This is a genomic window from Mesorhizobium sp. M1428 (assembly GCF_040317515.1).
In the GTDB taxonomy this organism is placed as follows: Bacteria; Pseudomonadota; Alphaproteobacteria; order Rhizobiales; family Rhizobiaceae; genus Mesorhizobium.
This window is the reverse complement of the sequence record NZ_JAMYKT010000025.1, coordinates 40,905-64,413: the sequence shown is the minus strand read 5'-3', so window position 1 is coordinate 64,413 and position 23,509 is coordinate 40,905. Positions and strand designations below refer to the sequence as shown.

Genomic DNA, 23,509 nt, shown 5'->3' with positions numbered 1-23,509 from the left:
CGCCCTGCCTAAGCGAGGACGGTCTGCAGCCGGGTCAGGTCGCCGATCTGCGCCATCGTCGCCTGGTAGCCGATACGGATCGCTTCGTCGGCGCGGTGGAATTCGGTCAGGCCGATATGGCTGAGCTTCGGCTGCAGCGATATGTCCGGCGGGTCACCGGCCAGCCTGGCGCGCGAAATGCGGTCCTGGATGATGTTGAAGGCCTCGACCATGACGCCGGTAATGCCGAGCCGCGTCTCGCGCGACTGGCGTTCGGGATCGGCGTGGCCCGCCCTCGGCGCGTCTTTCTCAATGACCAGCTCGCCGGCACTGTGCTTGATCACCGCGGCGCGGCCGAACAGATCGTAGTGAAGGTTCACCGCGACTACGAGCGGCTGCTCGTAGGCACGGCAGACCGAGACCGGCACCGGATTGACCAGGGCGCCGTCAACCAGCACACGCCCATTGCAGGCGACCGGCTCGAACACGCCGGGCAGCGCGTAGGAGGCGCGCATGGCGGTGCTCAACGAGCCGCTCGACAGCCAGATCTCATGGCCGGTGCGGATTTCCGCAGCGACGCAGACGAATGGTTTTGGCAGGTCCTCGAAGCGGATGCCGGCTATGTGCTCGCGCAGCCGCGCATCGAGCTTCATGCCACCGAACAGGCCGCTGCCGCGTAGATTGAGGTCGAGAAGGCCAAAAATGCGCCGCCTGGTCAGGCTGCGCGCGAATTCTTCCAGCTGGTCGAGCTTGCCGGCAACATAGCAGCCGCCGACCAGCGCGCCGATCGAGGTGCCGGCGATCATCGACACTTCGATGCCGGCTTCGTCAAGCGCGCGCAGCACGCCGATATGCGCCCAGCCGCGCGCACAGCCGCCACCCAATGCCAGCGAAATCCCCGTTTTGCCCGGAGATTTGGTTTCGGATGCGCCCGCGGCCGAGGAGAGGCCATTGGCCTCCCGAACGTCAGGTCTGTTGCGCAATGACGCCCAGTCGAGCATCACAATCTCCCTTGTCCCACGGTCATCCTACAGGCGGGCCGTATCGAAATCATGAATATACGTGGCTGAAGTGCTGCGAATGGTTCATATTGATGGTGTATTGGGCTTTTGATAGGTTTTTTCCGCATCGAACAGCGGCTTGCTGCCGTCGCTGGCAAGCGTCCCTTTGCCATCGCTCAGCCCCACCGTCCGATAAAAGCATGAACGTCGGCCGGTGTGACAAGTTGCTTCATGACCCAGCACTTTGACGCGCAACCATATCGCGTCCTGGTCACAATCCGTGAGCATCTCGACGACCTGCTGGACATTGCCAGAGGTCTCGCCCTTCTTCCACAGCGCGTTGCGCGAACGCGACCAGTAGTGCGCGATGCCGGTCTCGAGCGTCAGCGCCAGCGCCTTGGCATTCATATGCGCGACCATCAGCAGCATGCCGTCTTCGGCATCGGTGACCACGACAGTGACGAGGCCGGCAGCATCGAAGCGCGGCGAAAGGACCGCGCCTTCTTCGAGTGCCTTCTTGTCTGTTGGAGCTTTTGGGAATTCCAATGCCGACATTCGCCGGTCCTTATCTAGCGAAGCCGGCAGGCCGATCAGATCCTGCCGCCGCGCACCATTGTGACGAAGCGGACCTGTTCTTCGGGTGTGTCCTTGAAGACGCCGGTGAAGGTTGAGGTCAGCGTGGTGGAGCCCTGCTTGCGGATGCCGCGCATGGCCATGCACATATGCTCGGCCTCAAGCATAACGGCCACGCCGCGCGGATTGAGCACGTCCTGGATGACGCCGGCAATCTGCGCGGTCATCGCTTCCTGGGTCTGCAGGCGATGGGCGAAGATGTCGACGACGCGGGCTATCTTGGACAGGCCGACAACCTTGCCGTCAGGCAGATAGCCGACATGCGCCTTGCCGATGATCGGCACCATGTGATGCTCGCAATGCGAGTGGAAGGATATGTCCTTGACGAGGACGAGATCGTCATAGCCGGCGACTTCCTCGAAGGTGCGGCCAAGTTCCTCGGCTGGGCACATATCATAGCCGTTGAACATTTCGCTGAACGCCTTGGTGACGCGCTTCGGCGTGTCGATCAGGCCCTCGCGGTCAGGATTGTCGCCGGTCCAGCGCAACAAGGTGCGCACGGCGGCTTCGACTTCGGCCTCGCTCGGCCGGTCGGTGACCGGCTTTTCCATATAGGCGGACCGCGGCATGAGTTTCTTGATAACGGCGTCCATAAAGGCGTCTCCCGTAGTTCCTCTCTCAGGAGGAACGAGTTGAACGGACCACGACCTTTCGGGTGTCAGAAACTCGCCCGGTTTCCAGCCCGTAAGTGGCGTGAACAGAATTGGGTATGACGAGGTTTATGGTCGCCTTGTCGATACCCGACTACCACCATTATATATGTTCGTGCCGAGCGAAAGGAAGACGCCAGAGCGGCAATGACTGTTCGCTGGGCGGCGACGGATTGGAAAAATATGATCGACGATGTCTACAATGCGAAAATTCTGGGTTTTGCCGGAAACATCGCACGGATCGGCCGGCTCGACCGGCCCGACGCAACCGCACGAGCACATTCCAAGCTGTGCGGCTCGACGGTGACCGTCGATCTGAAGATGGATCATGGCGTCGTCAGCGATTTCGCGCATGACGTGAAGGCCTGTGCGCTTGGTCAGGCGTCGTCGTCAATCATGGCGCAGCATGTCGTCGGCGCCAGCGCCGAAGAATTGCGCAGCGTGCGCGAGACGATGTTGAAGATGCTGAAGGAAAACGGCCCGCCGCCCGAAGGCCGCTTCGCCGACCTGAAATACCTGGAACCGGTGCGCGACTATAAGGCGCGCCACGCCTCGACCATGCTGACGTTCGACGCAGTGGTCGATGCGATCGGCCAGATCGAAAAGAAGCGGGCGGAAGAGGCGGCTTAGATCTCGGCAAGGAAACGCCGGCTTTCGGCGAATTCCGCCCGGACCCAGTCGGCAAAAGCCCTGGCCGGCTCGGAAAGGTCATTCAGCCTTCTGGCCACTAGCCAATAGGCGCCCGACGCGACGTCAATGTCGAAAGGCTTGATCAGCGCGCCGGACGCAAGTTCTTCGCCGATCTGCAAAAGATCGCCGAGCGCGACACCATGTCCAAGCAAGGCTGCCTGCTTCGAAAGCGAAGCATCCGCCAGCATCGGACCACGCGCAGGCACGGCATCAGCCGTGACGCCCGCCGCTTCGAACCAACGCGCCCAAGCCTGGCGGTTTTCTTCGTGCAACAATGTATAGCGACCAAGGTCGATCGGCTTTTCCAGAGCTGGGCCGGATGCAAGAAGTGCCGGCGACAGAACTGGTGAATCGACGACCGCGGCAAGTTGTTCGGCTTCGCTGCGTGGCCATGAGGTGGCGTGCGCACTGAAGCGCAGGGCAAGTTCGGGCTGATCGCTGCGAAACTCTATCAACCTCGGGTCGACCTCAAGGGGAACGTCGATATCGGGTCGCAACTCGCGAAAGCGGTTGAGCCGCGGCACCAGCCATACGGATGCAAGTGACGGCTCGACGCTGACACGGACCACGGACTGCGTCGGGGCCGCCGTCAATTCCGAAAGCAGCCTGTCGATGCCCTCGAAACTTCTGACCAACTGGTCGAGCAGCCGCCGGCCGGTGTCGGTCAACTCGACGCGGCGATGATGGCGGAAGAACAAAGGTTGGCGCAGGAAGGCTTCGAGCTCGCGGATCTGCCGGCTGATCGCCGCCTGCGAAACATAAAGCTCCCCGGCCGCACGGCTGAAGCTCAGGTGACGACCGGCTGCTTCGAAGCTTCTGAGAGCCGTCAGGGGCAGGTGTCCGCGCTTCATTCGCATAACTCAGAGTTATCTGACGTGGACGTTATACTCGTTTGAAGAGCAAGGCCAGCGGCGCTCTAATCGGTGCTCAAGGAGTGCTGCGATGATCCAGTTTCTCAACATTCTGGGCGATGTCTTGCGGATCGCGACGTTTCAGTGGCGCGACGAGAAACCACGTAGGGATCGGCGCGAGGAGAGGCCGCCGACCGGGATCGCCCTATGTCGGAAACTGACGCCCGACCGCTACCCGGTCCGCCCTACGAGGCCATGACGGGATTGCCGACGGCATTGCGTTCCTGGCCCGATGCGCACATCTATCGTGTAGGGAAACGTGATGTGGAGACTGCGGTGGTCGGCCAACATGGGCATGCGCACGGCGCCAGGCCGATTCGACAAGGACGCAATTGGCCCGGTCCGTGGCGCAAGACGCCAGGCCGCCTCCTCGGCACGTCGCTCGTCCGGCTCTACCAGCTGACGCTGTCCGGCTTCGTCGGCAATTCCTGCCGGCATTTGCCGACCTGTTCCGAATATACGCACGAGGCGATCGCCCGGCATGGGCTGTGGGCCGGTGGCTGGATGGGGTTTTTCCGGGTGCTGCGCTGCGGGCCGTTTGGCACGCACGGCATCGACCGCGTGCCGGAGATCTTGGCTGATCGCTACCGTTGGTTCACGCCCTGGCGGTACTGGCGGATCGGGAAAAAACGTGGCGACCTGGACAGTTGACCGCAACTCTTCGGTGCACAACCGGACCGCTTTTACGATCTGGTAGGGTTAACCGCAGCTTGCGCGGACATAGCGCATTTGAGACAAAATCGAGACAAGACGCCTCGCTAAGCCGCTCCTGATACCCTTCAGGAGATTACCAAATGCGCCGGATAGATCGTCTTCCCTTCGTTTTCGCCGTGGTTCTCTATGTCCTGGCGTGGCTGTTGGGTTTTCCGATCCGTGCGCAGTCGGCGCCGCTCGCGGACGTCGAATGCACGCTGATCGTCGACGCCGCAAGCGGCGAGACGCTGTATCGCCAAGGGACCTGCAACCAGCGCTTCAGCCCCGCCTCGACATTCAAGGTTCCGCTGGCGCTGATCGGCTATGACGCCGGAATCCTGAGCGACGAGCACACGCCGAGCTGGGAGTACAAAGCGGAGTTCAACGCGCCGAAACGGGACCGCAAGACCGTCGACCCGACGATCTGGGAAAAGGATTCGGTCCTTTGGTTCTCACGCGAGGTCACGCGCCGGCTCGGCAGCAAACAGTTTGCCGGCTATGTGTCCAGATTGGACTATGGCAACACCGACGTCTCCGGCAATCCTGGCAAGAATGACGGCCTCACCCGTTCCTGGGTGAATTCTTCGCTCGAGATATCGCCGGTCGAGCAGGTCGATTTCCTGCGCAAGCTGCTGGCGCGGAAACTGCCGGTCTCGGACAAGGCGCATGCGATGACCAACGCGATTGTCCCGACCTTCCGGTCGGGCGGCTGGACGGTGCAGGGCAAGACCGGAACGACCAGGCTCGGCGACAGCGCCGACAAGCGCTCGCTTGGCTGGTTTGTCGGCTGGGCGAAGACCGATGCTCGCAAGATCGTCTTTGCCCGCCTGGTAGTCGACACGAAACGTTCCGACACGCCAAAGGGGCTCAAGACGCGGGCGATGTTCCTGAAAGAGCTGCCGAATCTCCTGAGGTGACCTACATCCGGCTTTACGGCGCCGAAAACTGTCCATAAAAGACCGCTCGCCGCCGGACGCATCCGGCTCTTACTGATGCATGTCGTAGCCTCAAAACCGCTAGGCAGTTTTGGGCGACATGCATTTCACCACCCGCGCTCGTTTGTGGGACTGGATAGGAGAAGCTCATGTTGAATTCCGTTTCCCTGACATTTCCCGATGGCTCCGTCCGCGACTACGACGCGGCGATGACCGGCGCCGGCCTGGCGGAATCGATCTCGAAGTCGCTGGCCAAAAAGGCCGTCGCCTACTCGATCGACGGCACGCTGCGCGACCTTTCTGACCCGATCGGCAAGTCTGGCAAGGTCGAGATCATCACCCGCGAGGACCCGCGCGCGCTGGAGCTCATCCGCCATGATGCGGCGCATGTGCTGGCCGAAGCCGTGCAGGAACTTTGGCCGGGAACGCAGGTGACCATCGGGCCGGTGATCGAAAACGGATTCTACTACGACTTCGCCCGCAACGAGCCGTTCACGCCCGACGATTTCCCGGTGATCGAGAAGAAGATGCGCGAGATCATTGCGCGCAACAAGCCGTTCACCAAAGAGGTTTGGTCGCGCGAAAAGGCGAAAAGGATCTTTGCCGACAAGGGGGAGCGCTACAAGCTGGAGCTGATCGACGCCATCGCCGAGGATCAGGACCTCAAGATCTATGCACAGGGCGACTGGTTCGACCTTTGCCGCGGCCCGCATATGGCCTCGACCGGCCAGATCGGCAATGCCTTCAAGCTGATGAAGGTCGCCGGCGCCTATTGGCGCGGCGACAGCAACAATCCGATGCTGACCCGCATCTACGGCACGGCCTGGGCCGACGAGGCGCAGCTCGAAGCCTACCAGACGATGCTGGAGGAGGCCGACAAGCGCGACCACAGGAAGCTCGGCCGTGAGATGGACCTGTTCCACTTCCAGGAGGAAGGCCCCGGGGTCGTGTTCTGGCACGCCAAGGGCTGGAGGATGTTCCAGAACCTGGTCAATTACATGCGTCGCCGCCTCGACGAGCAGGGCTATCAGGAGGTCAACGCGCCGCAGGTGCTCGACAAGAGCCTGTGGGAGACGTCAGGCCACTGGGGCTGGTACCGGGACAACATGTTCAAGGTGACTGTTGCTGGCGACGACACAGACGACGACCGGGTGTTTGCGCTGAAGCCGATGAACTGCCCCGGCCACGTCCAAATCTTCAAGCACGGGCTGAAGTCCTACCGCGATCTGCCGGTAAAACTTGCGGAATTCGGCAATGTGCATCGCTATGAGCCGTCCGGCGCGCTGCACGGGCTAATGCGCGTGCGCGGCTTTACCCAGGACGATGCCCACATCTTCTGTACCGAGGAACAGCTCGCCGACGAGTGCATCAAGATCAATGACCTGATCCTGTCGACCTATGCCGATTTCGGCTTCGACGAAATCACCGTCAAGCTGGCGACCCGTCCCGAAAAACGGGTCGGCACCGACGCGATGTGGGATCATGCCGAGGGCGTGCTGCAGGACGTGCTCGACAAGATCGCGGCGCGGTCGGGCAACCGGATCAAGACGGGCGTCAATCCGGGTGAGGGCACGTTCTACGGGCCGAAGTTCGAATATGTGCTGAAGGACGCCATCGGCCGCGACTGGCAATGCGGCACGACGCAGGTTGATTTCAACCTGCCGGAACGGTTCGGCGCCTTTTATATCGGCTCGGATTCGGAAAAGAAGCAGCCGGTGATGGTGCATCGCGCCATCTGCGGCTCAATGGAGCGTTTTCTCGGCATCCTGATCGAGAATTATTCCGGCCATTTCCCGCTCTGGTTCGCACCGCTGCAGGTGGTGGTGGCGACGATCACTTCCGATGCCGACGATTACGCGCGAAAGGTCGTCGCGCAATTGAAAGCGGCCGGGCTGATCGCCGAAGCCGACCTGCGCAACGAGAAGATCAACTACAAGGTCCGTGAGCACAGCCTGGCCAAGGTCCCGGTCATCCTTGTCTGTGGCAAGCGCGAGGCCGAGGAAGAAACGGTCAATGTCCGCCGTCTCGGGTCGCGCGACCAGGAATCGCTCGGCCTCGCAGCCGCCGTAAAGCTGCTTGCCGACGAGGCGGTGACACCCGACCGCAAGCGCCGCGCGGCCTGAACCAGCCGACCTGCAATGAATGGCGGTGGAGCGATCCACCGCCATTTTTCATGTGCCCGTCACGCCGCGCGCAGTTGTTGGCGCAACGCATGCGCAAGGCAGCTTAGACAGGCAGCGCTCAGTCGGCGCTTTCCTCGGAATCGATGGCCGAAGCCTCGGTGGCCAGGACCTCGATATCCTGGTTGTGCCCGGCCACCACCGTAAAATCCTTCTGGTAGATGCGGTCGCGGTTCTTGGCGATGATGGTGTAGTCGCCCTCGGCCAGCACCATCGAGGCAAAGGCGCCGACGGTTTCCTTGATCGGATCGCCGGATTCGTTGAGCAGCGACCAGGAGGTGTCGGCGATTGCCTCGCCGCCAGGCTCGCGCACCAGCTTCATGGTCATCTCGGCGGCACGGTGCTCGACCGTCGCTTCGGTGAGCTTGCCGGCCTCGACGCGGATGTCGGAGCGGATGACCGCGTTCACCGCACCATAGGTCGACACGACATGGTAGGTGCCGGCATTGAGCCGCACGACGCTGTTCGGCTCGACATCGGGTATGATCAGGGCGCGATCGCCATCGGCCGCGGCGTGGCTCTCATAGATCGAAAAGCGCAGCTTCTTCGGCGGTATGCGCACCCCGCCCGACAGCACGGCATCGAGCTTGAGGCCGCCGGCATCGAGCACGAGGCTCTCACGCTTGGCTTCCTTGCCGACGGTGATGCGCTTGGTGGCGCCGGCACGCCCGTAGGAGGCGTGGACCAGATACGAACCCGGCTCGAGCTGGAATACGGCGGTGCCGCCATGAGCCGAGGCGACCATCGGCAGCTTGCCGTCGCTGGCCGATTCGGGCTTGAAGACGCGCCAGACGATGCCGCGCGTGATGTCGGCGCCTTTGTCGGTCAATTGCGCCGACAGCGTGATTGGCCCGCTGCTCCCCAACGCCAGCGATGTCTCGCTTTTCGGAGGCGCATAGCCCGAAATTCCGGGAAGTTTCAGCTCGCCGAGGCCGTCCACATCCTGGGCGACGGCGAGCGAAACCGGCACCATCAACAGTGCGGCAGCGAGCGATATCAGGAAAAGACGCAATGTCCCCTCAAACATGCCTTGCGTTGAAGCCCAAGGCGGTGGCAATTTCAAGGCTTAAGAGTCCGGTTGGCTTCTGCTACAGGGCTCTTTGTCCGGCGCGCCGCGCCAATGCCCAAGCCGCCCGATGTCCCGATGGTGCGCTTCAGCTCAAATTCCAGGAGACTTGCGCCCATGGCGTCGCCGATCATCGATCTTCTGCTGACCCGAAATTCCGCGCCGATCCCGGATTTGAAAGAACCGGCACCGAGCGATGCGGAGATCGCGACGATGATCGCCGCAGCCTCGCGGGTGCCGGACCATGGCCGGCTGGAGCCCTGGCGTTTCATCCTGTATCGCGGCAAGGCTCGCATCGAGATCGGCAAGAAGCTGGCGGCACTTGCCGAACAGCGCGAAGGGCCTCTGCCGGAAGGCCGCCGCAACCAGGAATTGGCGCGCTTTTCACGCGCGCCGCTGGTCATCGGCGTGATCTCGATCCCCAGGGAAAATCCAAAGATCCCGCAATGGGAGATGTTCCTGTCCGGCGGCATGGCAGCGATGAACCTGATGCTTGCCGCCAGTGCGCTGGGCTACGGCACCAACATGATCAGCAACTGGTATTCCGACGTGCCCGAGGGCAGGGCGATCCTCGGTCTGGCGCCGCATGAGCGGGTCGTCGGCTTCGTCCATATCGGCTCCTACCGCGGGCCGGCACCGGAGCGGCCACGGCCCGATCCGGCAAAGCTCTATGCCGATTATTCGGGGCCGTGGGCGGGATAGTTTTCGGCGCGGAACAGGCTTAAGCGCCAAGCCCAGCCACCCCGGCCCGCGCCAGGAGCCGCTCGGCGAGCTTGAGATGCGGCCGGTCGTACATCTTGCCGTTGATGCCGACGACGCCCGGATTCCCTGCCGCCTTAAACGCCTCGACGATCGCCAGCGCGCTTCTCACCGCTTGCGCCGAAGGCGTGAAAGCAGCGTTGATGACCGGCACCTGCACCGGATGGATCGCCATCTTGCCGGTGAAGCCGTCGCGCTCGGCCTCCGCGCATTCGGCCTCGAAGCCTGCCATGTCACGAAAGTCCGGAAAGACTGTGTCGATCGCCGCGACCTCCGCGGCACTTGCGGCGAGGATGGTCATGGTGCGGGCGAGGCGGAACACATCCGTGTAGCGGCCGTTCGCGTCGCGCGCGGCGCGCGCGCCGATTGCCGCCGACAGATCTTCCGCGCCCCAGGTGACGCCGACAAGCCGCGCGCTTGCATGGGCGTAGGTCGCTGCGGCCAGAACGCCGGCGGCGGTTTCAGTGATGATCGGCAGGATCTTTATAGCTCCATCCGGCAGGCCGCTTTCAGCTTCGTGCACCCTGAGCTTGGCCGAGAGATGCTGGACATCCAGTCCGCTGTTCGACTTAGGCAGCATGATGCCGTCTGGTTTTGCTGGCACGAGCGCCGCCAGATCGTCGTCGGTCAGTCCGGTCGAAAGATCGTTGACGCGAACATAGATCGCGGGGCTGGTCCGGTGCCTGTGCCCGGCGATGAAACGCGCCGCTGTGTCGCGCGCCAGATCCTTGTCTTGCGCGGCAATCGAATCCTCGAGATCGACGATGACCACGTCGGCGCCCACGCCAAAGCCCTTCTCCAGCTTCTTTTCCGAATCGCCGGGAACGAAGAGAAGAGAACGCATCGGCTATCCCTTTTTCATCATCATGGCTTGCCTCGTGCATTTGGCAACCAGCACGTCGTTCTGGTTATAGGCGCGATGCTCGAGCTCGACGATGCCGCGGTCCGGCTTCGACCTGGATTCACGCACCGAGACGACAGTGGTCTCGACGCGAATTGTGTCGCCATGGAAGACAGGATGCGGAAATACCGTCTCCTTCATGCCGAGATTGGCGATGGTGGTGCCGACGGTGATGTCGTTGACTGAAATGCCGATCATCAGGCCAAGCGTGAACAGCGAATTGACCAGCGGCTTGCCCCATTCGCTCTTCGCCGCGAAGTCGAAGTCAATGTGCAGCGGCTGCGGGTTCAGCGTCATCACCGAAAACAGCATGTTGTCGCTTTCGGTCACGGTTTTGCGCAGCGTGTGCTTGAACACATGGCCGACGACGAACTCGTCCAAATAAAGTCCGGCCATTGTCGATCTCCTCCGCCGCTTAAGGGTTGATAGGCGTTGCATACCGGGCTCGCAAGCCAGTTAACGAACATGGTGAACCGTTCGTAAACCATTTGTGCCTACGGTCTCGACAGGGGCCAGAAGCGTTCTGGCAAAGGGCGTAAGCAGGCGACATGGTCGTTTCGCATTTCCTGAAATGGATCCACACGGCGAAGGTGTCGGAGCGCGCTGCGGCGGCAAGCGCGCTGGCTCGCGCCTATGTCGACTCGGACTTGCCTTTCGAGGACCGCTGCGCTGCCGAGGCGGCGCTGACATTGCTGCTCGATGACGCGTCGTCGAAGGTGCGGCTGGCAATCGCCGACGCGCTTTCCATGAGCCACCACGCGCCGCCGCAGATCGTCAGCGCGCTGGCTTCGGACCAGCCCGAGGTGGCCGCTTTGGTATTGGCGCGGTCGCCGCTGCTTACCGATGCCGACCTGATCGACCGGGTTGCCGGCGGCCAGAAGGCGACGCAGAAGGTGATCGCCAACCGGCCACGCGTCTCGATGTCGGTTGCGGCGGCGATCGCCGAGATCGGCGAGCCGGAAGCCTGCGCCACGCTGCTCGCCAACAGCGGCGCCGACATCGCATCGATCAGCTTTCGCCGCATGGCCGAGCGGCACGGCCATCTGCCTCTGGTGCGCGAGGCGCTGATTGCCGACGCACGCCTGCCCGCCGATTGCCGGCATTTGCTGCTGGTCAAAGTGGGCGAGACGCTCAAAGGTTCGCCGCTGGTGCTGGCGTTGATGGGCGCCGCCAGGGCCGAGCGCGTCACCCGCGATGCCTGCGTCAAAGCTTCCGTGACATTGATCGAAGGCACGCGTGCCGAGGAACATACAGCGCTTGTCGAACATCTGCGCCTGCGCGGCGACCTGACCGCAAGCTTCGTCATCCGCACCATCGCCCACGGCAAGGTCGACTTCTTTGGTTCGGCGCTGGTCGCGCTCAGCCAGCAGTCCGAACAACGGGTGAGCGCACTGCTGGCCGGGGGGCATGACATAGCGTTGCAGGCACTGTTCCGCAGCGCCGGGCTTACCGCCGCCACCCACGCAATCATCCTGCGCGCGCTGAAGGTCTGGCGCGAGGTCGCCAATGGCAAACGCCTCGCCGGCGTCCAGGAAGTCAGCTGGCTGATGCTGAAGGAATTGGGCGGGCAGTCCGCCGAAGGCGATCTCGCCGGGCTGGTCAAATCGATCCACCTCGATGCGCTGCGCGTGAACGCGCGCGGCCACGCGCTGGCGATCGCCGCTGCTTAAACCCGGTCCTTCGCGAAAAAATCCGGAAAATCCTCGATAGCGGCGGCGATGATGCGCAGCGAGGCGGCGATCTGCAGCATTTCGGCTGCTTCGCTTCGCTCCGCGATGCCTGCTGCATATTGCCTGGCGACGGCGACGGTCGCCGTCGGCGGCTCGCCGGGCCGCCTGAACAGCAGTTCGCGCGCCACACCGCGCAGGAAATTGGCGATGGAAAGTGCTGTTTCAGGCGGGATCGCGGAACTCTGTTGCGCGTTGCGCAGCCGCAGGATTTCGAGGCCGACAGTAACGGCAGCAATGCCGCCGGCGAGAACGGCGTCGCCTTTCTCGCCGGCGTTCTGCAGCAGCGGCATCAACTGATTGACCCGATCATAGGCAAGGCTCTCGAAAGCCAGCCGCCGCGGCATACGCTCATGTAGACAGAGGCGGGCAAGATCTTCGCGCATGGCTTGCAGGATGCGATTGACGGTGACCCAGGGGTCGGCGGGCAGCACGATGGCGAAGACGCCGATCGCCAGAAGAATGCCGACCAGGACCGATGCCGAATTGGCGAAGAACGGAAACGGATCGTAGGTCATCGCCTGATGTGGGCTGAGGAAGGCGAGGAAATTGATGGCAAAGGCCGTTGCCACGCCGACATAGCGCGGATTGGCCATGCCCAGTGCCGCTGGTACCAGGATCGGGACGACAAAGACCATGAACCATCCGAAGCCTGGCAAAGCCGGAAGCGCCAACTGGCCGATGAGAAACGCAAAGGGCAGGGCGAGCAACGTGCCCTCGAAGAAGTTCCATGCCGACCGGATCGGATCGGGGCGAGCGGCAAACAGGCTGGAGACGACGGCGACCAGAATGACCGTGCCCGTCGCGTCCGACCATTTCGTAGCCAGCCAGAAGCCGGCGACCAGGAGCGTGGCGATTGCTGCGCGCACGGCATTGCGCGATGCCGCACGGTAATCGCGGTGCACCACCAGCGCCGGCTGCCGCCGTTCGCGACTGGCACGAGACGGGGGAGAGCGGAGTGCATCCAGGCCGCGCAGCACTTGCTGCATGGCCTCGGCGAAGTCGGCGGCAATGGTTAGGCGGGTGACAGTGCCAGCCCAGTCAGTGTCTTGCCCGGCCGCGATGTCAGGCATCTGCCGCGCCTTGCCGGCGATTGCGTCGAGCCGCGCCACCCAGGGCGCCGTATCGTCCAGCGCGCCCGACTTGGCTACCAGTTCGCCGACAACGGCCTGCAACTCGGCGCGAACGGGGATGAGGGCTGCATTCTTCGGAGCGGCATGGGCATGCAGCGCACGCGCCGCTGACAGGGCCGACAGAAGCTGACCGATGGTACGCCGGACCGGATAGGCGCGGGTGGCGAGGCTGGGCCCCTCCAGCCTTGCGTAGGTGCGCATCTCGCCGAGCGTCTGGACATCGCCGATCAGCTTGCTGTGCAGCCCGGCAAGCTTTTCCGTATCGCCGCCGGAAAAAGCGCCGTCCGCGTAGGCCGCCAGGTCGAGAATGCTGCGTTTCAGTCTTGAAATGATGGCGTCGGCGGCCAGTTTCGGCAGGATCAGCCGGCTGGTAAGCGCAGCGCAGAAGATACCAAGCACGATTTCCGCGCAGCGCGCCACGGCGAGATCGATGACGAGGTGCGGCTGGCCGAAAGCCGGCAGGCCGATGATCATCGCGGTGTAGCCGGCAAGCGCCGCGCCATAGGCCTCCGGATTGCGTAGCAGCGACGAGACCAGCGTGCAGATGCCGATCCAGACGGCAAGAACTGCAACCAGCAACCACGAGTTGGCACCGAAGACAGTGGTAATGCCGATCGCCGCCAGCGCGCCGGCAAGCGTGCCGAGGAGACGATAAAACCCCTTCGCCAGCACCATGCCGGCGACCGGCTGTGCGACGATGAACACCGTCATCATCGCCCATTGCGGGTGGTCGAGCTTCAGCGCATAGGCGGCCAAAAGCGCGATGAGGCCGGCCGAAACGGTGCGCAGGGCAAAGATCCAGTCCGAGCGCGTCGGCCGCGTCAGGCCAGCGATCCGCGTGCCGATATCGTCCTTCAGCCGCGCCCAGGTCAAGTGCTCGTCTCCAGCTCAGAAGGCCAAGCTAGCGGCGGGAGCTCAGATATCCAGCACTTCCGTCTCGGCGAATTCCGCGCGTTCCTGGATGAAGCGGAAGCGGGCCTCGGGCTTGGTGCCCATCAGGGCGTCGACAGCATCCTTTGTCGCCGCCTCGGCGTCGATCACATCGACCCGCAGCAGCGTGCGCTTTTTCGGGTCCATGGTGGTTTCCTTGAGCTGAGCAGCCATCATTTCGCCCAGCCCCTTGAAGCGGCCGATTTCGACCTTGCCGCGCCCGGTGAATTCGGTGCGCAGGAGTTCGTCCTTATGCGCATCGTTGCGGGCATAGGCGACCTTGCCGCCTTGCCGGATCGAATACAGCGGCGGCACCGCCAGATAGAGATGGCCGCCGCGGACCAGGCTTGGCATCTCCTGGTAGAAGAAGGTGATCAGCAGCGAGGCGATATGGGCGCCGTCGACGTCGGCATCGGTCATGATGATAACCCGATCGTAACGCAGGTCCTCGTCGCGATATCTCGAGCGCGTACCGCAGCCAAGCGCCTGGATGAGGTCGGATATCTGCTGGTTGCCGGCCAGCTTGTCGCTGCCGGCGCTGGCGACGTTGAGGATCTTGCCGCGCAGCGGCAGCACCGCCTGGCTGGCGCGGTCGCGCGCCTGCTTTGCCGAACCGCCGGCCGAATCGCCCTCGACGATGAAGAGCTCGGCACCGGCGGCGGCATTCTGCGTGCAGTCGGCGAGCTTGCCGGGCAGGCGCAGCTTGCGCACCGCACTCTTGCGCGACACTTCCTTTTCCTGGCGGCGGCGCACCCGCTCGTCGGCGCGCGCGATCACCCATTCGAGCAGTTTCGACGCTTCCTGCGGATTATCGGCCAGCCAGTGGTCGAACGGGTCGCGGATAGCGCTTTCGACGATGCGGATCGCCTCGATCGTCGCCAGCCTGTCCTTGGTCTGGCCGACGAATTCCGGCTCGCGGATGAACACCGATAGCATGCCCGCTGCAGAGATCATCACATCCTCGGAAGTGACGATCGAGGCGCGCTTGTTGCCGACTAGATCGGCGTAGGCGCGCAAGCCGCGCGTCAGGACGTTGCGGAAGCCGGCCTCATGCGTGCCGCCTTCGGCGGTCGGAATGGTGTTGCAATAGGAATTGATAAAACCGTCGCCGCCGAACCAGGTCACGGCCCATTCGAGCGAGCCGTGACCGCCCTGCTTCTCGCTCTTGCCGGCGAACATTTCACGGGTCACCTGGAATTCGTCGCCGAGCGAGGCTTTCAGATAGTCCTTGAGGCCGCCCGGAAAATGGAATTCTGCCTTGGCCGGCGTCGTGTCCTTTTCCTTGATCAGCGAGGGATCGCAGGTCCAGCGGATTTCGACACCGCCGAACAGGTAGGCCTTTGACCGCGCCATGCGGTAGAGCCGGGCCGGCTCGAACGCAGCACCCTTGCCGAAAATCTGCTCGTCTGGATGGAAGCGGATCTTCGTGCCGCGGCGATTGTGCACCTCGCCGAGCTGCTCAAGGCCGGTCACCGGAACGCCTCGCGAGAAGCGCTGGCGATAGAGCTTGCGCCCAATCGCGACCTCGACCTCGAGATGGTCGGACAGTGCGTTGACCACGGAAACGCCGACACCGTGCAGACCTCCCGAAGTTTCGTAGACCTTGCTGTCGAACTTGCCGCCTGAATGCAGCGTCGTCATGATGAGTTCGAGCGCCGGCTTCTTGAATTTCGGGTGCGGATCGACCGGAATGCCGCGGCCATTGTCGGTAACGGACAGGTATCCATCGGCGGAAAGCTCGACATCGATGAAGGTCGCATGGCCGGCGACCGCCTCGTCCATCGAATTGTCGATGACCTCGGCAAACAGATGGTGCATCGCCTTGTCGTCGGTGCCGCCAATGTACATGCCCGGGCGCCGTCGCACCGGCTCCAGCCCCTCCAGCACCTCGATGTCGGCGGCACTGTAGCTCTCGCTGGCGTCGCGGGGCGCCGGCCGCTTCGCCGCCTGCACCAGCGGGTCGGCCGGGCGCGCGGCGGCGCGAGCCGGTTGCGGCTGCTTGTCCAATTTGGCGAAAAGATCGTTGTTGTCGTCCATGCCGGTCCTGGATTCCGATGCTGCGAATCACCACCCGATACTGCCACGCTTTTCGCGGGCAGGCGACGGAGGTTCCTGTTACGTTCGAGGATAGAGCCTCTTACTGCAAAACCATTCGACAACCAAGCGGCGGAAATGGGGTCGAAGCCTAGAGCATCGACGCTTTATAAACCTTGTCCGAAGGTTACGCCGCAAGGTTGGCTGAAAAACGAGATCCGCGAACTGTCGCTGACCTAGAATGCAGCGGAACCCTCAAGAGGCTGTCGCTTAAGCATGTTGGATTACAGTTCGCTCCTGCTCGCGGCGGCGCTGTCGGGCACGTGCCTCAGCATCACCATGTTTGCGATCTGGTTCACCGCGCCACAGGCACGCTTTGTGCTGACGGTGGCGTGCGGCATTCTCGTGCTCGTCGCACATGTAGTGTTGTTCTGGCATTACACCAGGGATCCAAGCGCCTGGCTTTGCCAGATCGTGCTTGCGCTTCTCAGCCTCGGTTTTCTGATTATCTGCCTGTCGGCCATGCAATATCTCGGCATGCGCGACTACAGGCGCGCCATCTTGCCGACCTTGCTTGCGATGGCTGTTTGCGCGGGCGCGACATATCTTGGGTTTGATGGCGTCGGATTTATTGTCACCTACGCGACGGTAACGGCGCTGCTCTCGCTCATCGGAGCGATGTTCTGGATTGAGGGTGGTCACGATCGCCGGATATTGCTGGTCGTCTCGTTCCTGAGCGGCGTCTGTGCCCTGTCGTTCGGACTTTGCGGCGCGGTCTTGTTGGTCAAGGGCCAATGGGTGCTCGGTGTAGCACCGGACAATTGGGCCGAGCGGGTGAATTCCGTCGTAGCCGTCGCCTGCATGACCGGGCTCGGCGCATTGACGCTCTCCCTGCACCATTTGCAGGCGCAGATCGAATTGAAGGCCGAAACGATGACCGATCCATTGACCGGGCTGATGAACCGGCGGGCGTTGACGGCACTCTACGGCGAGCGGGTCTTCGGTCCGTTCATGTCCGTCGCCATGTTCGACCTCGACCATTTCAAGAGGACGAACGACGTATTCGGTCACCCGGTCGGCGACCAGGTTCTGCGCCGCTTTGCCGCCGTCATCAGGAAATACGCCAGAACCGGCGTCGACGCCTTCCGGTTGGGCGGCGAGGAATTCGTCCTCGTCATGTCGCGGATGACGGAAGAGAAGGCCTATGATGTTGCGAGCAAGATCAGCGTCGCCTTCGGCACGGAAGTCGTGGCCACCCAACTTGGTCCGTTGCGAAGCACAGTCAGCGGCGGCATCGGCTTTGGCGGAACAAGCGGCACCGGTCTCGACGATGTGCTGGCCGAAGCCGACGCAGCACTCTATGCGGCAAAGCGCGCCGGGCGAAATCGCGTCGTCGCCCGGGACCGCGCGAGCAAGGCCGACGAGCCGGCCTTGCGTTCTGCCTGATTGGGATTTCTATCTTCTTGTTAGACCCATGATCTTGTCCGAAAACCGGATTGCCTTTTCGGAATCATGATCTACTCCGCTGCGCCCAGATATTCCGACAGCGGCGGACAGGAGCAGACAAGGTTGCGGTCGCCGGCGACGTTGTCGATGCGTGACACCGGCGGCCAGTATTTTGCCGCCGTATCGGCATCGCCGGCGGGGTAGGCCGCTTCCAGACGGGAATAGGGATGGGTCCACTGGCCGGCCAATGCCTCGGCGGCGGTGTGCGGGGCGTTGACCAGAGGATTGTCGGCCAACGGCCATTCGCCCCTCGCCACCTTGGCTGCCTCGCCGGCTATGGCGATCATCGCCTCGCAGAAGCGATCCAGCTCGCGCTTGGGCTCGGACTCGGTCGGCTCGACCATCAGCGTGCCGGCCACCGGGAATGACATGGTCGGCGCGTGGAAGCCATAGTCGATCAGCCGCTTGGCGATGTCGTCGACGCTGATGCCGGCGCTGTCCTTGAGCACGCGGGTGTCGAGGATGCATTCATGCGCGACGCGTCCGTTGCGCCCCTTGTAAAGCAGGGGGAAATACTCGCCAAGCCGGGTCGCCACATAGTTGGCGGAGATGATCGCCGTCTCGGTCGCTTGCTTCAGGCCGGAAGCGCCCATCATGCGAATATACATCCAGGTGATCGGCAGGATGCAGGCACTGCCGAACGGTGCCGCCGCCACGGCATGGGCCGAGCCTTCGGTGACGTGGCCGGGCAGATATGGCTTCAGGTGCGCCTTGACGCCGATCGGTCCGACGCCAGGGCCGCCGCCGCCATGCGGGATGCAGAAAGTCTTGTGCAGGTTCATGTGGCAGACGTCGGCGCCGATATCGCCGGGACGGGCGAGACCGACCAGCGCGTTCAGGTTGGCGCCGTCGAAATAGACCTGGCCGCCATGGCTGTGGACGAGGGCACAAAGGTCGCGCGCGCCTTCCTCGAAGACGCCATGCGTCGAAGGATAGGTGAACATCAGCGCCGCAAGGTTGTGCGCATGCTCGGCCGCTTTGGCTTGCAGGTCGGCCATGTCGATATTGCCGTCTTCGGTGCAGCGCACGACGACGACGCTCATGCCGGCCATGGCCGCGCTTGCCGGATTGGTGCCATGCGCCGAGGACGGGATCAGGCAGACGGTGCGATGGCCTTCGCCGCGCGACAGATGATAGCCGCGAATGGCGAGCAGCCCGGCATATTCGCCCTGGCTGCCGGCATTGGGCTGCAGGGTCACCGCGTCGAAGCCAGTGATCTCCGCCAGCCAGCCTTCCAGCTCCTCGATCATGGCGCGATAGCCTATCGAATGGTTTGCCGGGGCGAAGGGATGCAGGTTGGCGACATCAGGCCAACTCACCGGCATCATTTCGGCGGCGGCGTTGAGCTTCATGGTGCAGGAGCCGAGCGGGATCATGGCGCGGTCAAGCGCCAGGTCCTTGTCGGCCAGCCGGCGCAGGAAGCGCATCATGTCGGTTTCCGAGTGGTTTTCGCGGAAGACGGGCTGGGTGAGGAACTCCTTGCCACGCGGTTTTCCTGGCATGGAACTGCCGGCGGCAACGCCGGCCTTGGCGCCGAAAAGTGCTGCGATTGCCTCCAGATCGGCTTCGGTGGAGGTCTCGTCAAAGCTGATGCCGACATGGTCGGCGTCGATGACGCGCAGCAGCCGGCCCGTCTTTTCTGCGGCGGCGGCAATCGCGCCGGCTCTGCCCTCCACTTCCACGGTCACCGTGTCGAAGCGGCTGTCGCCGAGCACCGAAACGCCCGCTGCCTTGAGGCCGGCAGCCAGGCGGTTGGCCAGCGTGTGGACGCGGCCGGCAATCGCCTGCAGCCCGGCAGGGCCGTGCCAGATCGCATAGGCCGTCGCCATATTGGCGAGCAGCGCCTGTGCGGTGCAGATGTTGGAGGTCGCCCTGTCGCGGCGGATATGCTGTTCGCGTGTCTGCAAAGCGAGGCGGTAACCGGGACGGCCCTTGCTATCCGTCGACTGGCCAACGAGCCGGCCGGGCATCAGCCGAGTCAGCCTGTCGGAGACGGCGCAATAGGCGGCGTGCGGCCCGCCAAAGCCCATCGGCACGCCAAAACGCTGCATCGGGCCGACGGCGATGTCGGCGCCAAGCCTGGCCGGCGCATCGGTCAGCGTCAGGCCGAGCGGGTCGGCGATGAAGACGACCAGCGCGCCGGCAGCACGGGCCTTGTCGATCGCTGCCTTGTGATTGCCGTACACGCCGAATGTATCGGGCCAGGAGACCAGCAGGGCGGCGGTGTTGTCGTCGATCACCTCGCCGTCCACCTCGATGCCAAGCGGCTCGGCACGGGTGCGCACGACGTCCAGCGTCTGCGGGTGCGGCGTGCCGGCCAGTGCCACCTTGGTGCGCTTGTCGCGATGATGGCGCAGCGCGATGCCGACAGCTTCGGCCACCGCCGTCGCCTCGTCGAGCAGCGAGGCCGACGCCACCGGCAGGCCGGTCAGTTCCGTCACCAGCGTCTGGAAATTGAACAGCATTTCCAGCCGGCCCTGGCTGATCTCGGCCTGGTAAGGCGTGTAAGCGGTATACCAGGCCGGGTTCTCGAACAGGTTGCGCTGGATCACCGGCGGCACATGGACGCCATGATAGCCGGTACCGATGAAGCTCTTCAGCACCGTGTTCTTTGCCATCGTCGCCGCGAGCTCGGTCAGCGCTTCCGCTTCGCTTGCGGGCGCGGGCAGGGCCAGCGGCCGGTCGAGCCGGATCGACTTCGGCACTGCCTGGCTGATCAGCGTCTCGACCGAAGGAACGCCGATCGTCGCCAGCATGGCTCTGACGTCATGGAGGCCCGGGCCGATATGGCGAGCCGAGAAGGGATAGGGTGCTGCGGTCATCTTCCTGGTCCTGCTATCAACCAATATGGGCTTTGTAAGCGGCTTCATCGAGGAGCCCGTCGAGCTGGCTTTCATTGGCCAGCTTCATCTTCCACAGCCAGCCGTCGCCGGTTGCCGCCGAATTGACGAGCGAAGGATCCGATGACAGCGCGGTGTTGGCCTCGGTGATCTCGCCGTCGACCGGCGCGTAGACATCCGATGCGGCCTTGACCGATTCGACCACTACGGCGGTGTCACCCTTGGCCAGTTTTCTGCCCAATTCCGGCAGCTCGACAAAGACGAGGTCGCCGAGCTGCTGCTGTGCGTAGTCGGTGATACCGACCGTGGCGATGCCGCCCTCGACGCGCAGCCATTCGTGATCTTCGGTGAAATAGGTCTTTGCCATTGAAATCATCCTTTGCGGTAGCGATGGGGCGTGAAGGGCAAGGGGTGGATGTCGACCGGGATTTTCGTCCCGCGGACATCGGCGAACAGTTTTGCGCCGGATTTGGCAAGCGGCGTCTGGACGTAGCCCATTGCGACCGGATGACCGGCCGAGGGGCCGAAGCCGCCTGAGGTGACATGGCCGGCAGGGTTGCCGTCAGTATCGAAAAGGGCAGCGCCGGCGCGCACCGGCTGGCGGCCTTCCGGCTTCAGGCCGACGCGTTTTTGCGCCGGGCCGCGCTCCAGGATGGCGCGCAGCGCATCGGCGCCGATGAAGGCGCCAGAGGCGCGCACCTCCTTGGGAATGGCCCACATCAGCCCGGCGCTGGCCGGATCGATCTCCGGCGTAATGTCCAGCCCATGCAGGCACAGTCCGGCTTCCAGCCGCAGGCTGTCGCGGGCGGCAAGGCCGACCCATATCACGCGCTCGTCCTCGAGCAGCTTGGCGACGAGGTTTCTTGCATCTGCTTCCGGCAGGCCGATCTCGAAGCCGTCTTCGCCGGTATAGCCGGACCGGCTCATGAACCATTTTTCGCGCGGCTCGATGCCGTGCATGAACACCAGCGAACCGGTCTCGATGCCGGCGCGGGAAAGGGCAGCCCACGCCTCGGGGCCCTGGATAGCCAGGAAGACGCGGTCGAGTGCGTCCACCTTCACGTCGAAATCGCCCTCTGCATCGAAATCCCCGGCCAGTGCGCGCAGATGTTTTTCGTCGGCGGCGGCGTTGCCGGCATTGGCGACCATCATGAAGCGCTCGGCGCCGAGCCTGGTGACGATCAGATCGTCGAGTATCCCGGCCGCCTCATTGAGGAAGAACGTGTATTTGGACTGGGAAACCTCAAGCGCGCCGGCGTCGAACGGGCAGGCGCGGTTCAGAAGCGCTGCTGCCCCCGGACCGCTGATTTCGAACAGCTTCATGTGCGAGATGTCGAACAGGCCGGCATGCTCGCGGCTGTGCAGATGCTCTTTCATCACACCGGCCGGATAGGTCAGCGGCATCGACCAGCCGGCGAAGGCGCCAAAGCGCGCACCGGCTGCCATGTGCAGATCTTCGAGGGGAAGGTGTTTGGTGTCGTCGCCCGTCATGTCATCTCCAGAGTCGCACGCAAGCGGCCGCGAATAGCGACCAGTCCGTGCCCCTCTGTCTGAAGCCTGAGAGACTCGCGCCCCGTAACTCTGTCGGCAGCGCTTACACCTTCGGCGCGGGGGCAAGCCCCGACTTTCCAGAGTGTCTTTCCCGTCTACGGTTCTTTTGCCTGAGAGATTTCGGGCGATTTCCCCTTCGGCGGCAGCTCTCGCTGCTCTCTCCCGCAAACAGGTAGGACTCGATCAAGAGCCCTCGACTCGTCATCCATAGCCCGTGGACGACACCTTGTCACCTGCCAGCGACGTTTTTACTGGCAAGTCTTCTGCGGGCCTTCTTTAGAGGCAAGACAGGCAAGCCTTCGCTAACCACGCCGCTTGCCGGTTTCTCAAGACCTTGCCGATATACCGGATAGGGGCCGGCAATTACCGGCGGCGGGCGGGGAAGAAAATGGGCGAATTGATCATGAGCGCGCCGGTGGCCGGGCTGACTTCGAAAAATCGGATCACGGCGGAAGACGTGGTCATGCTGCGCCGCGAAGTGTTCGGCGACGGCGTGGTAACGCGCGGCGAGGCCGAGGCGCTGTTTGCGCTGGATGCAACGGCGAGGGACAAATGCGCGGAATGGCTCGAGTTTTTCGTCGAGGCCGTCACCGATTTCATCGTCCACCAGGAAAAGCCGGCGGGCTATGTTTCGCAGGACAATGCCGACTGGCTGATCCGGACGATTTCGCGCGACGGCATGGTCGACAGCCAGACCGAACTCGAGCTGCTGGTGCATGTGCTGGAAGTTGCCAAATCATCGCCGAGCACGCTTTCCGGCTATGCGCTGGAGCAGGTCGCTCATGCGGTCGTGGACGGCAAGGGGCCGCTAATGGCCGGCGGCAGGCTTATCCCTGGGTCGATTGCCAAGGCTGAGGTCGAGCTGTTGCGCCGCATTCTTTACGCCTATGGCGGCGATGGCAACATCGCCATCAGCCGCGCCGAGGCCGAAGTGCTGTTCGAGATCAACGAGCGGACAGCGGCGGGTGACAACGATCCGTCCTGGAACGATCTGTTCGTCAAGGCGATCGCCAATTTCGTCATGTGTTCGGCCGGCTACGAACCGCCGGTGCGCGACGTGGCGCTGCGCCGGGATTCGTTCTTCGAGCAGGCCGATCCGGAGATCGGCGGTTTCTTCAGCCGTATGGTGTCGGGCGGCCTGTCCGGCATCATGGAGGCCTATCGTTCACCGGGCGACGTCGAGGCCGAATGGGAATCGAGGAACAAGGCAGCCGAGGCTCTGGCCCGCCGCGCCGAGACGGTCGACGCCGGCGAGGCCAAATGGCTCGCTGAACACATCGGCGACCGGCCGCTGCATGAGAACGAGCGCGCGTTGCTGACGCTGATCAAGCACGCCTCGCCGGAAATCCATCCGGCGCTCAAACCGCTGATCGACAAGGTCGCCTGAACA

General features: G+C 63.3%; 20 protein-coding genes and 1 riboswitch. Of the genes, 8 read left to right on the top strand and 12 right to left on the bottom strand.

Annotation, left to right across the window (positions count from 1 at the left end; translation table 11 throughout):
• Positions 1–8 precede the first annotated feature (8 nt).
• From NKG60_RS26150 to folE, 3 genes are all read right to left on the bottom strand, one after another.
• Positions 9–980 carry a patatin family protein gene (locus NKG60_RS26150; protein ID WP_352667965.1) on the bottom strand — a complete coding sequence of 324 codons (972 nt, stop codon included), beginning with the start codon at positions 978–980 and terminating at the stop codon, positions 9–11.
• Positions 981–1,064: 84 nt separating this feature from the next.
• Positions 1,065–1,535 carry a phosphoribosyl-AMP cyclohydrolase gene (gene hisI, locus NKG60_RS26145; protein ID WP_352865113.1) on the bottom strand — a complete coding sequence of 157 codons (471 nt, stop codon included), beginning with the start codon at positions 1,533–1,535 and terminating at the stop codon, positions 1,065–1,067.
• Between the two features lie 35 nt (positions 1,536–1,570).
• Entirely contained in the window at positions 1,571–2,206 is a 636-nt protein-coding gene (folE, locus tag NKG60_RS26140; RefSeq protein WP_352466975.1) for a GTP cyclohydrolase I FolE, read from the bottom strand.
• Positions 2,207–2,446: 240 nt separating this feature from the next.
• Here folE and NKG60_RS26135 point away from each other — a divergent pair, with 240 nt between their 5' ends.
• The gene (locus NKG60_RS26135; protein WP_352667962.1) at positions 2,447–2,893 is read left to right on the top strand and encodes an iron-sulfur cluster assembly scaffold protein; all 447 of its coding nucleotides are present in this window, start codon (positions 2,447–2,449) and stop codon (positions 2,891–2,893) included.
• Here the strand turns inward: NKG60_RS26135 and NKG60_RS26130 are convergent.
• On the bottom strand, positions 2,890–3,804 hold the full coding sequence (locus NKG60_RS26130; RefSeq protein ID WP_352865111.1) for a LysR substrate-binding domain-containing protein: 915 nt from the start codon (positions 3,802–3,804) through the stop codon (positions 2,890–2,892). The genes NKG60_RS26135 and NKG60_RS26130 overlap by 4 nt on opposite strands.
• Before the next feature lie 336 nt (positions 3,805–4,140).
• Here NKG60_RS26130 and yidD point away from each other — a divergent pair, with 336 nt between their 5' ends.
• The 3 genes from yidD to thrS all read left to right on the top strand — a co-directional run bounded on the left by yidD (position 4,141) and on the right by thrS (position 7,615).
• Positions 4,141–4,515, top strand: a complete 375-nt coding sequence (yidD, locus tag NKG60_RS26125) for a membrane protein insertion efficiency factor YidD (RefSeq protein WP_352865141.1) — start codon at positions 4,141–4,143, stop codon at positions 4,513–4,515.
• A 143-nt stretch (positions 4,516–4,658) separates the two neighbouring features.
• The gene (gene blaOXA, locus NKG60_RS26120) at positions 4,659–5,474 is read left to right on the top strand and encodes a class D beta-lactamase (RefSeq protein ID WP_352865108.1); all 816 of its coding nucleotides are present in this window, start codon (positions 4,659–4,661) and stop codon (positions 5,472–5,474) included.
• A 167-nt stretch (positions 5,475–5,641) separates the two neighbouring features.
• Entirely contained in the window at positions 5,642–7,615 is a 1,974-nt protein-coding gene (thrS, locus tag NKG60_RS26115) for a threonine--tRNA ligase (RefSeq protein WP_352975924.1), read from the top strand.
• Between the two features lie 118 nt (positions 7,616–7,733).
• On the opposite strand, the gene NKG60_RS26110 is transcribed toward thrS, so the two are convergent.
• A complete protein-coding gene (locus tag NKG60_RS26110; RefSeq protein WP_352865103.1) occupies positions 7,734–8,699 on the bottom strand; it encodes an RgsD C-terminal domain-containing protein in 966 nt (321 codons plus the stop codon).
• Positions 8,700–8,855: 156 nt separating this feature from the next.
• Here NKG60_RS26110 and NKG60_RS26105 point away from each other — a divergent pair, with 156 nt between their 5' ends.
• On the top strand, positions 8,856–9,440 hold the full coding sequence (locus NKG60_RS26105) for a nitroreductase family protein (RefSeq protein ID WP_352975921.1): 585 nt from the start codon (positions 8,856–8,858) through the stop codon (positions 9,438–9,440).
• A gap of 19 nt (positions 9,441–9,459) precedes the next feature.
• On the opposite strand, the gene NKG60_RS26100 is transcribed toward NKG60_RS26105, so the two are convergent.
• Together NKG60_RS26100 and NKG60_RS26095 are read right to left on the bottom strand one after the other, a co-directional pair.
• Complete coding sequence (locus NKG60_RS26100) at positions 9,460–10,341, bottom strand: HpcH/HpaI aldolase/citrate lyase family protein (protein ID WP_352865100.1); 882 nt, start codon at positions 10,339–10,341, stop codon at positions 9,460–9,462.
• Between the two features lie 3 nt (positions 10,342–10,344).
• A complete protein-coding gene (locus NKG60_RS26095) occupies positions 10,345–10,836 on the bottom strand; it encodes a MaoC family dehydratase (RefSeq protein WP_502903444.1) in 492 nt (163 codons plus the stop codon).
• 110 nt (positions 10,837–10,946) lie between these two features.
• On the opposite strand from NKG60_RS26095, the gene NKG60_RS26090 reads away from it, so the two are divergent.
• On the top strand, positions 10,947–12,068 hold the full coding sequence (locus tag NKG60_RS26090; RefSeq protein ID WP_352667944.1) for a DUF2336 domain-containing protein: 1,122 nt from the start codon (positions 10,947–10,949) through the stop codon (positions 12,066–12,068).
• Here NKG60_RS26090 and NKG60_RS26085 read toward each other — a convergent pair.
• Positions 12,065–14,131 carry an FUSC family protein gene (locus tag NKG60_RS26085; protein WP_352865098.1) on the bottom strand — a complete coding sequence of 689 codons (2,067 nt, stop codon included), beginning with the start codon at positions 14,129–14,131 and terminating at the stop codon, positions 12,065–12,067. The two genes, NKG60_RS26090 and NKG60_RS26085, sit on opposite strands and share 4 nt — an antisense overlap.
• Positions 14,132–14,173: 42 nt before the next feature.
• Positions 14,174–16,225 (bottom strand): DNA topoisomerase IV subunit B, encoded by a 2,052-nt coding sequence (gene parE, locus NKG60_RS26080; RefSeq protein ID WP_352865096.1) that lies wholly within the window; start codon positions 16,223–16,225, stop codon positions 14,174–14,176.
• A gap of 273 nt (positions 16,226–16,498) precedes the next feature.
• On the opposite strand from parE, the gene NKG60_RS26075 reads away from it, so the two are divergent.
• Positions 16,499–17,668 (top strand): GGDEF domain-containing protein, encoded by a 1,170-nt coding sequence (locus tag NKG60_RS26075; RefSeq protein WP_352865093.1) that lies wholly within the window; start codon positions 16,499–16,501, stop codon positions 17,666–17,668.
• Positions 17,669–17,739: 71 nt separating this feature from the next.
• Here NKG60_RS26075 and gcvP read toward each other — a convergent pair whose 3' ends face one another.
• From gcvP to gcvT, 3 genes are read right to left on the bottom strand one after another with little or no spacing between them, the layout of a single operon-like run.
• A complete protein-coding gene (gcvP, locus tag NKG60_RS26070; RefSeq protein WP_352975919.1) occupies positions 17,740–20,550 on the bottom strand; it encodes an aminomethyl-transferring glycine dehydrogenase in 2,811 nt (936 codons plus the stop codon).
• Positions 20,551–20,566: 16 nt separating this feature from the next.
• Positions 20,567–20,935 (bottom strand): glycine cleavage system protein GcvH, encoded by a 369-nt coding sequence (gcvH, locus tag NKG60_RS26065; protein ID WP_352865088.1) that lies wholly within the window; start codon positions 20,933–20,935, stop codon positions 20,567–20,569.
• Between the two features lie 5 nt (positions 20,936–20,940).
• Positions 20,941–22,059, bottom strand: coding sequence for a glycine cleavage system aminomethyltransferase GcvT (gcvT, locus tag NKG60_RS26060; RefSeq protein ID WP_352865085.1), 1,119 nt, complete (start codon positions 22,057–22,059; stop codon positions 20,941–20,943).
• A gap of 148 nt (positions 22,060–22,207) precedes the next feature.
• Positions 22,208–22,294, bottom strand: a riboswitch (glycine riboswitch).
• A gap of 213 nt (positions 22,295–22,507) precedes the next feature.
• Here gcvT and NKG60_RS26055 point away from each other — a divergent pair.
• Positions 22,508–23,506 carry a hypothetical protein gene (locus NKG60_RS26055; RefSeq protein ID WP_352865082.1) on the top strand — a complete coding sequence of 333 codons (999 nt, stop codon included), beginning with the start codon at positions 22,508–22,510 and terminating at the stop codon, positions 23,504–23,506.
• The last annotated feature ends 3 nt before the right edge of the window (positions 23,507–23,509 follow it).

Coding starts and splice junctions, on each gene's coding strand:
- NKG60_RS26150 (WP_352667965.1), bottom strand. CDS start 980: ATGCTCGACTGGGCGTCATTGCGCAACAGACCTGACGTTCGGGAGGCC.
- hisI (WP_352865113.1), bottom strand. CDS start 1,535: ATGTCGGCATTGGAATTCCCAAAAGCTCCAACAGACAAGAAGGCACTC.
- folE (WP_352466975.1), bottom strand. CDS start 2,206: ATGGACGCCGTTATCAAGAAACTCATGCCGCGGTCCGCCTATATGGAA.
- NKG60_RS26135 (WP_352667962.1), top strand. CDS start 2,447: ATGATCGACGATGTCTACAATGCGAAAATTCTGGGTTTTGCCGGAAAC.
- NKG60_RS26130 (WP_352865111.1), bottom strand. CDS start 3,804: ATGAAGCGCGGACACCTGCCCCTGACGGCTCTCAGAAGCTTCGAAGCA.
- blaOXA (WP_352865108.1), top strand. CDS start 4,659: ATGCGCCGGATAGATCGTCTTCCCTTCGTTTTCGCCGTGGTTCTCTAT.
- thrS (WP_352975924.1), top strand. CDS start 5,642: ATGTTGAATTCCGTTTCCCTGACATTTCCCGATGGCTCCGTCCGCGAC.
- NKG60_RS26110 (WP_352865103.1), bottom strand. CDS start 8,699: ATGTTTGAGGGGACATTGCGTCTTTTCCTGATATCGCTCGCTGCCGCA.
- NKG60_RS26105 (WP_352975921.1), top strand. CDS start 8,856: ATGGCGTCGCCGATCATCGATCTTCTGCTGACCCGAAATTCCGCGCCG.
- NKG60_RS26100 (WP_352865100.1), bottom strand. CDS start 10,341: ATGCGTTCTCTTCTCTTCGTTCCCGGCGATTCGGAAAAGAAGCTGGAG.
- NKG60_RS26095 (WP_502903444.1), bottom strand. CDS start 10,836: ATGCAACGCCTATCAACCCTTAAGCGGCGGAGGAGATCGACAATGGCC.
- NKG60_RS26090 (WP_352667944.1), top strand. CDS start 10,947: ATGGTCGTTTCGCATTTCCTGAAATGGATCCACACGGCGAAGGTGTCG.
- parE (WP_352865096.1), bottom strand. CDS start 16,225: ATGGACGACAACAACGATCTTTTCGCCAAATTGGACAAGCAGCCGCAA.
- NKG60_RS26075 (WP_352865093.1), top strand. CDS start 16,499: ATGTTGGATTACAGTTCGCTCCTGCTCGCGGCGGCGCTGTCGGGCACG.
- gcvP (WP_352975919.1), bottom strand. CDS start 20,550: ATGACCGCAGCACCCTATCCCTTCTCGGCTCGCCATATCGGCCCGGGC.
- gcvH (WP_352865088.1), bottom strand. CDS start 20,935: ATGGCAAAGACCTATTTCACCGAAGATCACGAATGGCTGCGCGTCGAG.
- gcvT (WP_352865085.1), bottom strand. CDS start 22,059: ATGACGGGCGACGACACCAAACACCTTCCCCTCGAAGATCTGCACATG.
- NKG60_RS26055 (WP_352865082.1), top strand. CDS start 22,508: ATGGGCGAATTGATCATGAGCGCGCCGGTGGCCGGGCTGACTTCGAAA.